The 14,999-nt window shown below is 34.5% G+C and carries 16 protein-coding genes; 11 read left to right on the top strand and 5 right to left on the bottom strand.

Annotation, left to right across the window (positions count from 1 at the left end; genetic code table 11):
- Both ABZC13_RS08755 and ABZC13_RS08760 read left to right on the top strand, forming a co-directional pair.
- The coding region (locus ABZC13_RS08755) for an NAD(P)H-dependent oxidoreductase (RefSeq protein WP_373002513.1) at positions 1-625 on the top strand (625 nt) is incomplete at its 5' end.
- Positions 626-698: 73 nt separating this feature from the next.
- On the top strand, positions 699-1,139 hold the full coding sequence (locus ABZC13_RS08760) for a glycine zipper 2TM domain-containing protein (RefSeq protein ID WP_373002515.1): 441 nt from the start codon (positions 699-701) through the stop codon (positions 1,137-1,139).
- 63 nt (positions 1,140-1,202) lie between these two features.
- Here ABZC13_RS08760 and ABZC13_RS08765 read toward each other — a convergent pair whose 3' ends face one another.
- Both ABZC13_RS08765 and cls read right to left on the bottom strand, forming a co-directional pair.
- Positions 1,203-1,940, bottom strand: a complete 738-nt coding sequence (locus tag ABZC13_RS08765; RefSeq protein WP_373002517.1) for an endonuclease/exonuclease/phosphatase family protein — start codon at positions 1,938-1,940, stop codon at positions 1,203-1,205.
- A gap of 8 nt (positions 1,941-1,948) precedes the next feature.
- A complete protein-coding gene (gene cls, locus ABZC13_RS08770) occupies positions 1,949-3,343 on the bottom strand; it encodes a cardiolipin synthase (protein WP_373002519.1) in 1,395 nt (464 codons plus the stop codon).
- 235 nt (positions 3,344-3,578) lie between these two features.
- Here cls and ABZC13_RS08775 point away from each other — a divergent pair, with 235 nt between their 5' ends.
- Together ABZC13_RS08775 and ABZC13_RS08780 are read left to right on the top strand one after the other, a co-directional pair.
- Complete coding sequence (locus tag ABZC13_RS08775) at positions 3,579-4,496, top strand: manganese-dependent inorganic pyrophosphatase (protein ID WP_373002521.1); 918 nt, start codon at positions 3,579-3,581, stop codon at positions 4,494-4,496.
- A gap of 14 nt (positions 4,497-4,510) precedes the next feature.
- Complete coding sequence (locus ABZC13_RS08780; RefSeq protein WP_373002523.1) at positions 4,511-5,731, top strand: EAL and HDOD domain-containing protein; 1,221 nt, start codon at positions 4,511-4,513, stop codon at positions 5,729-5,731.
- Between the two features lie 3 nt (positions 5,732-5,734).
- On the opposite strand, the gene fliL is transcribed toward ABZC13_RS08780, so the two are convergent.
- A complete protein-coding gene (gene fliL, locus ABZC13_RS08785; protein WP_373002525.1) occupies positions 5,735-6,265 on the bottom strand; it encodes a flagellar basal body-associated protein FliL in 531 nt (176 codons plus the stop codon).
- A 9-nt stretch (positions 6,266-6,274) separates the two neighbouring features.
- A complete protein-coding gene (locus tag ABZC13_RS08790) occupies positions 6,275-7,948 on the bottom strand; it encodes an AMP-binding protein (RefSeq protein ID WP_373002527.1) in 1,674 nt (557 codons plus the stop codon).
- A gap of 108 nt (positions 7,949-8,056) precedes the next feature.
- On the opposite strand from ABZC13_RS08790, the gene ABZC13_RS08795 reads away from it, so the two are divergent.
- A complete protein-coding gene (locus ABZC13_RS08795; protein WP_373002657.1) occupies positions 8,057-9,790 on the top strand; it encodes a YgiQ family radical SAM protein in 1,734 nt (577 codons plus the stop codon).
- Positions 9,791-9,796: 6 nt separating this feature from the next.
- On the opposite strand, the gene ABZC13_RS08800 is transcribed toward ABZC13_RS08795, so the two are convergent.
- Entirely contained in the window at positions 9,797-10,366 is a 570-nt protein-coding gene (locus tag ABZC13_RS08800) for a PAS domain-containing protein (RefSeq protein WP_373002529.1), read from the bottom strand.
- Positions 10,367-10,621: 255 nt separating this feature from the next.
- On the opposite strand from ABZC13_RS08800, the gene ABZC13_RS08805 reads away from it, so the two are divergent.
- Genes ABZC13_RS08805 through ABZC13_RS08830 form a run of 6 tightly spaced genes read left to right on the top strand, consistent with a single transcriptional unit; the run spans position 10,622 to position 14,994 of the window.
- Positions 10,622-10,870, top strand: coding sequence for an RNA-binding S4 domain-containing protein (locus tag ABZC13_RS08805; RefSeq protein WP_373002531.1), 249 nt, complete (start codon positions 10,622-10,624; stop codon positions 10,868-10,870).
- A complete protein-coding gene (gene trpD, locus ABZC13_RS08810; RefSeq protein ID WP_373002533.1) occupies positions 10,867-11,853 on the top strand; it encodes an anthranilate phosphoribosyltransferase in 987 nt (328 codons plus the stop codon). Before ABZC13_RS08805 ends, trpD begins: the two co-directional genes overlap by 4 nt.
- Complete coding sequence (tsaE, locus tag ABZC13_RS08815; protein ID WP_373002535.1) at positions 11,850-12,269, top strand: tRNA (adenosine(37)-N6)-threonylcarbamoyltransferase complex ATPase subunit type 1 TsaE; 420 nt, start codon at positions 11,850-11,852, stop codon at positions 12,267-12,269. The genes trpD and tsaE overlap by 4 nt, the downstream gene beginning before the upstream one ends.
- On the top strand, positions 12,256-12,978 hold the full coding sequence (lptB, locus tag ABZC13_RS08820) for an LPS export ABC transporter ATP-binding protein (protein WP_373002537.1): 723 nt from the start codon (positions 12,256-12,258) through the stop codon (positions 12,976-12,978). Before tsaE ends, lptB begins: the two co-directional genes overlap by 14 nt.
- A 14-nt stretch (positions 12,979-12,992) precedes the next feature.
- A complete protein-coding gene (locus ABZC13_RS08825; RefSeq protein WP_373002539.1) occupies positions 12,993-14,261 on the top strand; it encodes an RNA polymerase factor sigma-54 in 1,269 nt (422 codons plus the stop codon).
- Positions 14,230-14,994 carry a TIGR02757 family protein gene (locus ABZC13_RS08830; RefSeq protein ID WP_373002541.1) on the top strand — a complete coding sequence of 255 codons (765 nt, stop codon included), beginning with the start codon at positions 14,230-14,232 and terminating at the stop codon, positions 14,992-14,994. The genes ABZC13_RS08825 and ABZC13_RS08830 overlap by 32 nt, the downstream gene beginning before the upstream one ends.
- The last annotated feature ends 5 nt before the right edge of the window (positions 14,995-14,999 follow it).

Genomic DNA, 14,999 nt, shown 5'->3' on the forward strand with positions numbered 1-14,999 from the left:
AAAAACATTTGAAGAGTCATTGGGATTTAGACATGCGTGTAAAGTGTTTGATGAGAGTAAAAAGATATCTGATGAAGATATAAGATTTATACTTGATGCCGGAAGAAGAGCTCCATCGTCGTTCGGGATGGAAGCGTGGAAGTTTTTAGTTATTACAAACGAAGATTTAAAAGCAAAACTAAGACCTGCTTGTTGGAATCAGGCGCAAATCACAACATGTTCTCATCTTGTGATTATTTTAGCCGGTATTGAATCAGTAAAACCTGAGTCCGGAATTGTTGAAAAAAGATTTGCTAGACGTGATATGTCGCAAGAAAACCTAGAGTTTTACCTAAAATTATATTCTGATCATCTTGCAGAGACTCTAAGCAGTGATGAGAATATCTATGCTTGGACAGCTAAGCAGACCGCATTCGCAGGTGCAAACATGATGAGTGCAGCCGCAGTCAGAGGTGTCGACTCTTGTCCTATAGAGGGTTTTGATAAGAATCAGGTTGAGGAGATTTTAAATATTGATAAGAGTAAGTTTAGACTCTCTATGATGATACCTTTTGGATATAGAATAAATGAGCAGTCTTCACAGCTAAGACTGAATTTTGATGAAGTAGTTGAATTTATTAGCTAAAAATATCATATTTATGTTCATTTTAGTTATAATCATAGGTTATTGAATAATTTATATTAAAAGGATTGAAGTGATGACTACTAAATTTATTTATACATTATTAGCAAGCATCATTGTCTTTGCCGGCTGTGCAACAAATAAAGGTCCTGAATATGACGGCAGAAATTATAATCAGATAAAAAGGTATGAGGTAGGTACCGTAATTAAATCAAGACCGGTTGTTATAAAAGATGATGGTTCAGGTAAGTTTTTTGGTGCATTGATCGGTACTGTTTTGGGTTCATTGGTCGGTCGCAGCAGTGGTAAAACTTTAGCAACACTTGGTGGTGGTCTTGGCGGTTATTATGCAGGAAGTGAAATCGGAAAAGCAAACGGAGAAGAGCTTACGGTAGAACTGGATGATGGTGAAGAAGTTGTCGTAGTAATTAAAGGAAATCGCTTCAAAGCAGGTGATCGTGTGAAAATCATAAAAGACGGAAACAGAGTTGCTCAAGTTGATAGAGCTGTTGAGTAGGTGCAATGTATGATGTTTAAATTGTTTCATAACGTTAGTCAGAACAAAATAATGCAACTAGAGTCAATGCTGTAGTCTAAATGAAGCAATTATAGGGTTGTGATCTGAGATTTTCTTACTGTCTATTACTTTAGAGTCTATAAGTTCTAAATCTCTATAAAAAATATAATCTAATGAGTTTGTAAAAAACTTTTTTATATTTGAGTTGTCATCAAACTTTACTTCTTTTAGCGATAACTCACTGCTGAATTCTTTTAGCATACCTACTCTTTTTGTGTTCCATGTATTGAAATCACCAGCAACTATCATAGCCCCTTTATGAGATTTTACACTTGATTTTATCTGTTGAAGTTCATAGTAGAAATCACTGTTTTTTACAAAGTTTATAGCGTGAAGGTTTACCATTAGAAGTGTATCGTGTTTTGATATCTTATGTCTTGTAATAAGGGAAGCTTTATGTGTTGCATAAGACAATTCCCTGTTTCTTGTAAGTAGTGATAACTCATCTTGACAAGAGACTTTAAAAGCACTTAAAACACCGTAAATATGTTTTTTTGTCTGGATGTTGGGAGACAAAATGTAAGAGAAATCACAGATGCTCAACTCCTCAGCCAACTGTTTTTTAACTTCTTGCAATAGTAATATATCTATCTGCTCTTTTTCTATAATTGACTTTATATACTCTATATAAGACTTATTAAGTGTAAGTTTTGCCACATTCCAGCATAAAACTTTAAAGTTGTTTTTACAAATAATATCTTGATGTTTTAAATGTTTTATATATCTATTAGGCTTAAACATATTTTCCTCTATAGTTGTGGAGCTATAATTCTCATCAGATTTTCTGCGATTCTTCTAGGTGCTTTGATTTCTTCTTTGGATATTGTTGAGTTAGACAGCAGTCTGTTCATCCATGATTGAACATCTTTTACGGTCTTGTCCGAGTAAACGAATGTAGCTACTTCGTAGTTTAAAAATAGGCTTCTATTGTCAAGGTTTACACTGCCTAGCATTACTCCTAGATTATCAAACAATATTGCTTTCGCATGGAGCATCGCACCATTATAAAGCGAAACCTCAATACCTACTTCTTCAAGCTCTCTCATGAATGAGCTTCTTGTTAAGTTAACTAGGATATGATCTGATTCTTTTGGTGTAATCAGCTTAACATCTACCCCTTTATGTTTAGCAATGATAAGTGCTTGAATTAGTGAACTGTTAGGTATGAAGTATGGAGTGACAATCCAAATACGTTCTTTTGCATTATAAATAGCACAAAGAAGAGCTTCATAGAGAGCGTCATTGGGCATATCCGGTCCAGATGGCACAACTTGAATAAAGGTGCTTCCATTGATGTTGTTTTGTTTGATGCCTGTAAAACTGAGTTTTTCATGAGAAGCATAGAACCAATCAGAGGCAAAAAGTTCAAAAAAGAGTTCCGCAGAAGAGCCTTGTGCTAAAAACAGTATATCTTCCCATCTCGATCTATCTTCATTCGAGCCTAGATATTCATTTGATAGATTCATTCCTCCGCTAAAAACTTTTTTATTATCAAAGATGTAGATCTTTCTATGATTTCTAAGATTTATATAGTTCCTTAACGGCATACGAAATATAGGCATGAAAAATTCTACTTTTGCCCCTGCGTTTTGTAGAGCTTTTAATTTGTATCCAAATAGATATAAACTAAGAGAGCCTATGGAGTCTATAAGAACTTTTATCTCAAGACCATTTTTAGCCTTTTTTGTAAGAGCTTCTAGGATACTTTTTGTAGTATTGTCATACTTGAACACATAGGTACTTATATAGATTGATTTTTCTGCTTCTTCAATAGAGTTCATAAAAGCTATATAGGCTTCAGTAGAGTCTGTATATAGCTCAAAATTCTCATTTTCACTTGCATCTGCAATACCGTAGCTTCTTAAGACTTCATTTATCGGATTTGATTTATCGTATCTATGTTTACGTTTCTTTAGTTTTATATGTTCTTTTTTATATCTATTTGTCCGTTTTCTTGAACCAAAAATAAAATATAGTAAAATTGAAATATATGGTATTAAGATCATCGATAGAAGCCACGCAATAATACTTGTTGGTGTACGCCTTTTATAAAGCATATGAATAAGTACAAAAATAATTAAAAGCTCACCGACAATAATCAGACCGTGATATAAAATAATGTTTTTGCTAAGTAGCTCTTCCATAGTAAATATTATATCATTTTGCTAAGAATAATAAAAACAAGATAGCACAAAAAGAATCGATAATATAACCTATTATTTGATATTAATCATATGACTTATTTTGAAACCTTACTTCTGTTGTAGAACTTGAACTAAGAGAGTTATATTTGCAAGCAATAGTGACAAATGATATGAAATCTAAATTATAGTTTTAAAAACTACAGTATAATACGAAAAAATTTATAAAGGTCATTAAATGTCAACATATGTTTTTGGACATACAAATCCTGATTCTGATTCTATAGTTGGAGCTATCTCTCTTTCATACCTTAAAAATCAACTTGGTGAAGAGTGTATACCGACACGTCAAGGTGAGATCTCTCCTGAAACTGAGTTCATACTGAACAAGTTCGGTGCAGAAGTACCTGAACTTAAGACTTCTTATGCCGGTGAAAATGTATATATAGTTGATTTTTCCGATTTAGGTCAGGCTCCTGCTGATATCATGGACGCTACCATTCTTGGAATCTACGATCACCACAAACTTGGAGACTTGACTACTTCTACTCCATTAGAGTGCTGGATTAGACCTATTGGTTGTTCAAACACTGTTATTAAAGAAGCATATGATTATCACGGTGTAGAAATACCAAAAGATATCGCCGGTATGATGCTGTGTGCAATACTTAGCGATACTGTAATCTTCAAGTCTCCTACATGTACTAAAATAGATACTAAGGCAGTTAAAGAATTAGCTGTTATAGCTGGTGTGGAAGACTATAAAGCTCTTGGTATGGAGATGTTTATCGTTAAGTCTGCCGTACAAGGAGCTACTGCTCGTGAGTTAACTACTCGTGATTATAAAGAGTTTGCAATGGGCAGTGAAAAACTGGGTGTTGGACAACTTGAAGTAGTGGATTTAAGTGTGTTTGATAACATGAAAGATGATCTTTTTGCAGATATGAAAAAATTAAAAGAAGAGGGTGGACTTCACAGTGTAATCATTCTTTTAACAGACATCATGAAAGAGGGATCTCAACTTCTTGTTATTAGTGATGATGAGAGTAAGATAGAGAGTGCATTTGAATGTAATCTTGAAAACTCTCAAGTATGGCTAGACGGTGTACTTAGTCGTAAGAAGCAAGTGATCCCATTCTTGCAGCCCCAGTTTTAGGCTGACTAAGAAAGATGAATGTTGAAAACTTAGATAAGGTATATTTAGCAAAACAAAAAGTTTTTAACAAAAATAATAAAAAATTTGCTTATGAGTTGTTGTTTAGAGATTATGAGTATGGAATAAGAATTTTTCCAACAAATATTAAAGCAACATCTCATGTACTTATCAATGTTTTAACAAATATCAACCATGTTCTTAATGAACCAGGCGTTGTGCTAATAAATGTAGATGAAGAGTTCTTACTCTCAGGACTTGTAGATATTTTAGATAAAAGCAAATTCATGCTAGAAATATTAGAAACAACTGACTTAAGTGATAAAGTTGTTTCTAAAATAAGAAGTTACCAAAGACAAGGTTATAAAATTGCAGTCGATGATTTTGATTGTAGTTTAGAAATGATTAAAAAATTTACTCCCATATTTAAATATATCAATCTTATCAAGATAGATATTCAAGCTTCACATCCGGAAAATCTTAAAAATGTCGTAACTAAAATGAAGACAAAAAGCTTAAAGCTACTTGCTGAAAAGATAGAGACAAAAGAAGAGTATCAAATGTGCTTAGAGATGGGTTTTGATCTTTTTCAGGGTTATTATCTTGATAAGCCACAGACGGTAGAGATACATAGAAGTAAAGATATTACACAGTACATTATTTTAAATCTCATTCAGATGATAAAAGAAGATGCCAGTACAAAAGTAATTGAGTCATATATTAAACAAAGACCAGATTTATCTCTAAAGTTAATTAAATTTTTAAATAATAAAGATAGACTTGAGACAAAAGTAGAGTCTATCGTTCAAGTAATAACCCTTATTGGAAGAGATAAGTTGTTGCGATGGTTGTTACTATACCTCTATTCTGAGATGTCAAATAGTCCAGTTTCTGAGATAATTCTTGCAATAGCTACAAACAGAGCTCAAAATATGGAAGAATATGCCGAAGAAGCTGAAAAAGATAAAGCTTATATAGCTGGAATGTTTTCTATGATAGGTGCACTTTTTGATTGTACAAATAAAGAGATAATAGGCGATATAAAACTTGATAGAGATATAACTGATCTTGTCATAAACAGAAAAGGTAGATTTTTGTCAAGTCTGCTAAAGTCTGAAGAATCAGAAAGAGCATACTTAAAGAAACTATTTATGGAGAACTTTGATAAGATAGATCTAGTAGATGTTATCTACACCCTTGGTTTAAATGGTATAAGCATAGATAAAAATAAACTATAGTTTTTACTGAACAATAAACTTGTTAAAGTATACCTCTTCAACTTCCCCGTCTGCAAGATAGTTATTTATATTATTTACCAATTGTTTTTTCATAAGATTATTAGCTACACTAGCATTCTTACTTCCAGAGATAGTATTAATTACCGCACTTCTTAAGATATCACCTTTAGCTACAATTTCATCTTCGACACTATTTCCACCCAACCAGCTATTACTTTTTTTCTCTTTGAATTTTAGAGATATGTTTGCAGTTAGCTTTCTGCCTCCTGATATATTTACTGTAAAATCCCCTAAGCTAGCCATGCCTCCATCTTTTATTCTAACTTTTGTAGTGTAATATCTCTCTTCTGCCATTTTCTCTTTTTGCTTTGAAGGCGACTTCATTCTACTTCTGACATCACTAATACTATTGTCATTTTCATCATATTTTTTAAGGTTGTTAAAGTCTGATTTTGAGACTCCGTATGCAAGTAGCAGTACTATAATAAGTGTAATTATAATTCCAATAAGTATCTTAACGACTTTTTCAAACACCATTAACTCCTATTCAACATAAAGATATCGTTTTATTTTTTTAGTTGGAGTTTTTATGAAAGGTTCTATCTGTTCAACAAACTTGTGTACTCTCGAAAATGATGAAACTTGTGAATTAACTTCAACTCTTATCTCTTCTAAAAATTTTGCTATATCTTCTTTTACTTTTGCATCTGTAGTTTTATTGGCATGAAACATCTCATCTATCATCTCATAGTCTAGATGCACTCTTGCTATTAGTTTAGAGTCTTGTTCCATCACGATTGAGTCTAGAACAGCTTCATTCTGATTTATAACTGCTTCTATCTGTTCTGGATATATATTTTCACCACCTGAGCCTACTATTACATTTTTGCTTCGTCCACTGATAAATAAAAAGCCATCTTCATCCATGTAACCCAAGTCTCCGGTTAAGAACCATCCATCTTCCATGACTTCTTTACTCTTCTCTTCATCTTTGTAGTAACCTAACATTACACTAGGAGATTTTACTATTATCTCTCCCTCTCCTGTAACCGGATCTTTATCTTTTATCTTAATAGTAACTCCATAAAAAGCTGTTCCTGTAGACTTTACTTTAACAATACCGTCTATAATAGAACCACCTGCTATAAGTGGAGATGTTTCAGTTAATCCATAACCTATGATATATGGGAACTCTGCTTCTATTAAAAACTGTTCTACGAACGGAGACAGTGCTGCTCCACCAATACCAAAGAACCTAACTCTTCCTCCAAAGGTTTCAATGAGTTTTTTACCTGCTGCTCGATTTAGCATTCTTCTAAAGAAAGGTATTTTGTATAGATGCTTTAGAATGAATGAGCTGTTGAATTTAGAAAGAACTTTGTTTTTATATATCTTTTCTATAATAAGAGGAACGCTAAGCATCATTGTTGGTCGTACAACACTAAATGCTTTTAAAAGCACACTTGGAGTCGGTGCTTTATCTATATAGTGTACGCTACTGCCGTGAAGTATAGGAACTATTAAACCGACTGTACACTCTAGTGTATGTGCTAAAGGTAGTATAGATAAGAATATATCACTTCTTAGTATCTGTATTTTTGAAAATGATGATAGCGCATTTGTAACAAGGTTCTTGTGTGAGAGCATTACACCTTTAGAGTGTCCTGTTGTCCCGGAAGTATAGATTATAGCTGCTAAGTCATCATCTTTAGGTTCTGTGATTTTTATAGGAGATTTTGATATTTTTTGCTTTAATTGAGATATATAACTTTGATTGCTGATTTCCTCTATAATCTCTAATGTTTCTAGGTTTATTACAAGTTGTAAGTTTAAATCATTTGCATCTTCTATAGTCGCTAGAAATTTATCCGATACGAAAATGGCTTTAGCTTCTGAGTGTCTAATTATATGGTGTACATCAGAGGGGTGAAAATCTGGAAGAACGGGTACAATAACTGCGTTGAAATATGTTACAGAGAAATATGCTACTGCCCAGTTAGGCATATTTTCGCTTAGAAGTACAACTTTATCACCTTTAGAAATACCGCTTTTTTGAAGTAGTTGTACTGTCGCTTGAACTTTTTCATTGAGTTGATTATAACTCATAGGCTCTTGTCCTACTTTAGCTAAAGAAGGCTCCTCACCAAATAAATTTACTGATCTATCGAAAAGTTTTGGAAGTGTAAAATTTTCTAAGTTTTCATAGGGGTAGTTCATATCTAATCTCTTATTTTAAATTGATTTAGTATTATTATACATAAATATTACAAAAATTGGATTAGCTTGAGCAGAAGAAGTAAAACAAAACAACCAGCGCGAAACACCATTACATTTAGTGAAAAAGATTTTCTGCCAACAACCAGAGCAGAGATGGATGCATTAGGTTGGGATCAGTGTGATATTATCTTGGTTAGTGGAGATGCATATATAGATTCTCCATTCATCGGTGTAGCTATGGTTGGTCGTATGCTTGAACGTATGGGATATAGAGTAGGTATGATAGGTCAGCCTGATATCAAGGGTGATTCAGATATTAAAAGACTTGGTGAGCCTAGACTCTACTGGGGTGTAAGTGGCGGCAGTGTAGACAGCATGGTGTCTAACTATACAGCTACAAAGAAGTTTAGAAACTCAGATGACTACACTCCGGGTGGAAAGAATGACAAAAGACCTGATCGTGCTCTGAGTGTTTACTGTAATCTTATACGACAACACTTCAAAGGTACGGTTCCTTTGGTACTTGGCGGTATAGAAGCATCTCTTAGGCGTGTCACTCACTATGACTATTGGGCTAATAAACTTAAAAAACCTGTACTTTTTGACTCAAAAGCTGATATCCTTATCTACGGTATGGGAGAAATAGCTCTGGAGCAGTTAACACATGCCTTGGACAATGGAACTGACTACAGAGACATAAGAGGTGTTTGTTATATATCTAAAGAGCCTAACTATGAGTATATACAACTACCATCGCATCAAGAGTGTTTAGACGATAAAGAGAAGTATATAGACCTTTTTGACGACTTCTATGATAACAATGACCCAATAAGTGCAAAAGGACTTTGTCAGCCTGTAGATACACGTTTTTTAATCCAGAATCCTCCTTGTGACTACTTGGATGAAAAAGAGATGGACGCCAACTCAAACCTGCCTTTTACAAGAGAACTGCACCCTTACTATGCAAAGATGGGTAAAGTTAAGTGTCTGGAGACTATAAAGTTCTCTATCATGACTCACCACGGATGCTGGGGAGAGTGTAATTTCTGTGCTATCGGTGTTCACCAAGGTAGAACTATACGTACTCGTACAGAGGGAAATATACTAGAAGAAGCAAAAGAGTTTAACAAATATAAGGACTATAAAGGCATTATAAGTGATGTTGGAGGTCCAACTGCAAATATGTACGGGTATGAGTGTGGTAAGAAGCTCAAGAAGGGCACATGTGATGATATACGTTGTGTAGATGCTGAGCGTTTGTGTAAGGTTATGCATGTAGACCATGGAAGAAACATAAACCTGCTTAGAAAGGTAAGAGAAGTAGAGGGTGTTAGAAAAGCCTTTGTGGCATCCGGTGTCAGATATGATCTTATTACTGCAGATAAGAAGCATGGTTACTCTTATCTTAAAGAGATGGTAGATCATCATATCTCGGGACAGATGAAAGTCGCACCTGAACATACCCAGCAACACGTACTTGAACTTATGGGTAAGCCCGGTAAAGAGACACTGGTTGACTTTAAAAAGATGTACGATAAGTTAAATAAAGAATCAGGGAAACCGCAGTTCTTAACTTACTATCTTATTGCAGCGCATCCTGGATGTGAAGAGAAAGATATGCATGAGTTAAAAAGGTTCACTACGGATGAACTTAAGATGAATCCTGAACAGGCTCAGGTATTTACACCTACACCAGGAACATACTCCGCAGTTATGTACTACACAGAGTTAGACCCAAAGACCCGCAAGAAAATCTTTGTTGAAAAAGATACAAAAAGAAAAGAGAAGCAAAAGCAGATCGTAGTTAAAAAAGATTGTTTCTCAAGTGGCTTTGCTTCTTAGATATAGTTAAAAAGTTAGTCCTTTCATAGTTTTGAAAAAGTTAATAACTATGTTCTTATCTTTGGTTATCTCTTGAATATATTCGTCGTATGTTTTACCCTCTTTCATGAGATATTTGATTAGATAGTCTTGTGAAGCATGTATTCCATATTTGGCTTCTATATTACGTAATCTTTTATAGAGAGGTTCTATCTCTCTTATAGCATTTTTTGGAGCGGCATGAAGGATTGCTAAATAGCCATTGGATTTTTTAGTTACAGCATGATGTTTTGTCTCAAAGAATGTTTGAACCCAGTAGTGTCTTCCGTCTTTAGCTCGATTTTTTACAAGCATTAAGACATTTTCATTATTTTTAAGTCGATCCCACATTAGCTTAAATATAACTTTTGGCATATCTGGATGACGGATGATGTTATGTTGTGATCCTAGAAGCTCATTTTTCGAGTATCCGCTAACTTCACTAAAATATGGATTAACATACTTAATTTTTCCGTTGAGGTCTGTTGTACTTAGTATACATCTTACGCTGTCAAGTTCAATCGCATTTGAACTCTTGCTATCTGTCTGTAAAGCCATAACAACTCCTATTTACAAATCTATAATTATTAATCTTTTGGATTCTAATATAACTTTTCTTAATTTAATTATATAATGTTAATTAACAGAAAAAGTTAAAGATTAAATTATAATAAGTTAATTTATATGATTGTTGAGTTAATATGCTTAGAATATACATCAGGGACATAATTAATGCAAAAATTGTTCCAACTCTTACATTGCTCTCAGTTTTAATATTCTACAATACCCATAAATAACTAAAAAGTATGAAAAATGAGAATCGATAAATTTTTAAATTCAGTCAATATAACCAAAAGACGTTCTGTGGCACAGGATATGATTAGTAACAAGGTTGTCCTAATCAATGAGGTTGTAGTAAAGTCAAGTAAAAACGTAGAAGTTGGCAGTATTATAAGTATTAACTACTTAAACGAGACGAAAAAATACGAAGTACTGCAAATACCTACAACAAAATCAACACCAAAATCTTTGCAAAATGAATATATAAAGGAAGTATCATGACTTATGACGAAGCAAAAAAGCAATTCAGTTCACTTTTCAATCATGAGATGAGTGATTCTGATATGCGTGATTTCTTAGTAAGCATGAAACTTGACGAGCATACTTCTGTAGAAGCAATAGCTGCAGCAGCTGAAGTCATGAGAAGCAATGCAATCCCTTTGCCTATATCTGAAGAACTTCGCCTTAAAGCTATAGATATAGTTGGAACTGGCGGAGATAAGATAGGAAGTTTTAATGTCTCGTCTACTGTTGCACTTCTTGTTGCTGCATCTGGAAGTTATGTAGCAAAGCATGGCAGCCGTTCTGTTACTTCAAAATCAGGCAGTGCAGATATGTTTGAAAAGCTTGGAGTGAGGCTTGATCTCAGCATTGAGAATAGTGCCAGACTTTTAGAAGAATCAGGATTTACTTTTATGTTCGCACAAAACCATCATCCTGCAATGGGGTTTATTATGCCCGTTAGAAAAAGCATCCCTGACAAGACTATATTTAACATACTTGGACCTTTGACAAATCCAGCTGGAGTCGAGAAGTCTTTGCTTGGTGTTTTTGATAAAGCCTTTGTACCAAAGATGGCAGAAGCACTTAAGATAAACGGTGCAAAATCAACGATGGTAGTAAGCTCAAAAGAGGGCATGGATGAGATTAGCATCTCTGATATTAGTTACGCCTCAAGACTGCATAACGGACAAGTACAAGAGTTTGAAATAGACCCAGAGGAGTATGGAATAAAACGAGCTCCGCTAGAAGCTATAATTGGTGGAGATGCATCTTTTAATGCTGGTATCTTACATAATATTTTTGATTCAAAGGCTACAGATGCACAAAGAGATATCGTACTGATTAATGCCGCTTCTGCTCTAATGGTAGATGGAATGGCTCGTGATATTCAAGATGGTCTTGAAATTGCACGTGAAGTGATAAAAAAAGGAAAAGCCAAAGAGAAACTAAAACAAATCATAGAGATTTCAAATAAATTATGATAAGTTATCAACTAAATTTAGAAGAACTTCACGTTTTAGTGGAGGAAATTAGCAAGAAATTTCAAAATGGGATCATTATTTTAAGGGGTGACTTGGCTGCAGGAAAGACAACTTTTGTAAAAGCTCTTGCAAAGCATCTAGGTGTAGATGATGATGTGACTTCACCTACATTTTCTCTTCAACAATGTTATGGAAATAGAATTTTTCACTATGATATTTACAACCATGGTATAGATCATTTTATATCTTTGGGTATGCTAGAAGAGTTAGATAAAGACGGACTTCACTTGGTAGAGTGGGGTGATGATAAGTTGGTTGAGATTTTAGATTCTGCCGGTATCAAAACATTAACGATAAGAATTGAAAAACTAGATGATAATAGTAGAAATTATGAGGTAGATTATGCACACGCTTAAAGCAGTTGATTTAAAGAAAAAAATAAAAGATTTAGAAATAGTAAAAGGTATGAGTCTGGAAGTTAGCAGTGGAGAAGTTGTTGGACTTCTTGGACCAAACGGTGCGGGTAAGACTACGACATTTTACATGATCTGTGGGCTTGTAGAAGCCAGTGCTGGGGAAGTGTTCTTTGATGGCGAAAACCTCTCGGATATGCCACTTCATCAAAGAGCTATAAAGGGTATAGGCTATCTTCCCCAAGAAGCTTCTATATTTAAAGACTTAACAGTAGAAGATAACCTTATGGTAGCTGCACAAGTTAGTATTGAAGGAAAAGAGGCACAAGAAGCAAGAATCTTGGAACTTCTAGATATGTTTAATATTGAACCGATTCGTTACCGTAAGGGTATTAGCCTTAGTGGTGGTGAGAGACGTCGTGTTGAGATAGCAAGAGCATTGGTAAACAAACCAAAGTTTTTACTTCTGGATGAGCCTTTTGCAGGTGTTGACCCTATTGCAGTTATGGATATCCAAAAAGTCATCCATCAGCTTGTATCTTACGACATAGGCGTTCTTATAACCGACCATAATGTTCGTGAGACTTTGGCAGTATGTGATAGAGCATATGTAATTAAAGCAGGAGAGCTTCTGGCATCTGGAACAAGTGATGAAATCGGGCAAAATGCAGATGTACGTACACACTACTTGGGTGAGGAATTTAAGCTTTAGGGCTTAAGTAAATAATGGCAGCATTAAGACAAAATACCAGCGTAGAGACAAAGCACAAACTCTCAAATACTCTACGTAACTGGCTGCCTATTTTGCACTCTAGTCTCGGTGATCTTGGTGAGGCAATGGCTCCTTTTGTAGAGTCTAACCCTGTTGTAGAAGTAGAATCCGGTTATGAAGAAGATTTTGAGAAAAAAATCCCTAAAAAAATCATAAGCGGTCAAGTAAGCAACTCACGTACCGAGCAGATAGAAGCTTTAACTGTACAGAAAAAATCTCTTTATGAAGTTTTGGATGAGCAGATAGGCAAACCACTTTTCCCAACTCCAGTCTCTCAGGAAGTGGCATTTTTTGTTGTGGAAAATCTAGATGAAAATGGTTACTACGAAGGTGACAGTGAATCATTTTGCAGTAAAAAAGGCATCTCAGTAGATGAATTTGAAAAAATTCGACTTAGATTCGCTCATTTAGAACCTGTTGGTATTGCTGCAAAAGATTTAGCAGAATCTTTTTTATTTCAATTAGACTCTTCAGATATAACTGATGAAGCTTATCCACTATGTGTGGAAATTATAAAAGATATACAGGCTATACATAACTTTTCAGACAAAGAACATTTTAGTGAAGTTATGCGAGTCCTTGGGACATTTAAAAACCCTCCATCCATTGAGTATCAAGAAGAGTCCGCTCATGTAGTTCCTGATCTTATGATATTTTTTAATGATGAAGACTCTATAGAGATAAAACTTAATGATGCATATTATCCGACTATAAAAATAGATACTAACTATGCAGTTGAACATGAGTTTATTACTCAAAAGATAAAAGAGGCTAAAAGCTTGGTAGATGCACTGGATATGAGACGTGCTACGCTATATAAAGTCGGACTTATGATAGTTGAATATCAGTATGAGTTTTTTACAGGCGGGCAAGTTATGCCACTTACATTAAAGACTCTGGCTGATGAATTTGGACATAACCCATCGACTATATCACGTGCAATCGCTAATAAGTATATTGCCTGTGACAGAGGTGTATTTGCTATGAAAGAGTTCTTTACAACAGCAATAGATGAAGATGTCTCAAATGCAGCTATTAAAGAGTTCCTTGTTGGTTTGGTAAAACAAGAGAGTCGTGAAAAACCTCTCAGCGATATGAAACTACTAGATTTGATTCAAGATAAATTCAAAGTAAAAATGGTTAGACGTACTATTGCTAAGTACAGAAAACAGCTAAATATAGCCGGCTCAAGTGAAAGGAAAAAACTCTATCATTTACATTAAAAAAAGACTGGACGAAGAAGCAAAAAAGCGTAATAACGCAGATGAAGTATCCGTCGACAAATTAGACCCAATTTTAGTTGCTCATCGCTACAAAGACCCAACCATTTCACTTATTTGTGCACTTTTTGCATATGGAAATGTCAAACAGATAGTTAAGTTCTTAGACTCTTTGGATTTTTCACTGCTTCAAAAAAGTGATGATGAAATAAAAGAAGCTCTGAAAAATCACTACTACAGGTTTCAAAAGAGTGAAGATGTTATAGCTCTCTTTATCGCCCTAAAGCGCTTAAATGAGACTACAACTCTTGAAGAAGTTTTTGTAGATGCTTATAACACAAACTCTAACGTTATAGATGGGATTAACGCTCTTATAGAGATGCTAATATCTCTCTATCCTCATAGTACACAAGGGTATAACTTCTTAACCTCAAAAGTTACAACAAAGACAAAAGGGGCAGGTGCTCTAAAGAGATGGATGATGTTTCTTCGATGGATGGTTAGAGAAGACAATATAGATATGGGTTTATGGAGTGACGTTAGTAAAAAAGATCTGATTATGCCTCTTGATACTCATACTTTTAATGTCTCTAAAAAACTTGGATTACTACAGAGGAAAACATATGATCTTCAAGCTGCCATAGAACTTACAGAGACACTGCGAGGTTTCGATAAAGAAGACCCTTTGAAGTACGACTTTGCACTCTATCGCATAGGACAAGAGAAGATTATATAAGATAA

It is taken from the genome of Sulfurimonas sp., from assembly GCF_041563035.1.
In the GTDB taxonomy this organism is placed as follows: domain Bacteria; phylum Campylobacterota; class Campylobacteria; order Campylobacterales; family Sulfurimonadaceae; genus Sulfurimonas.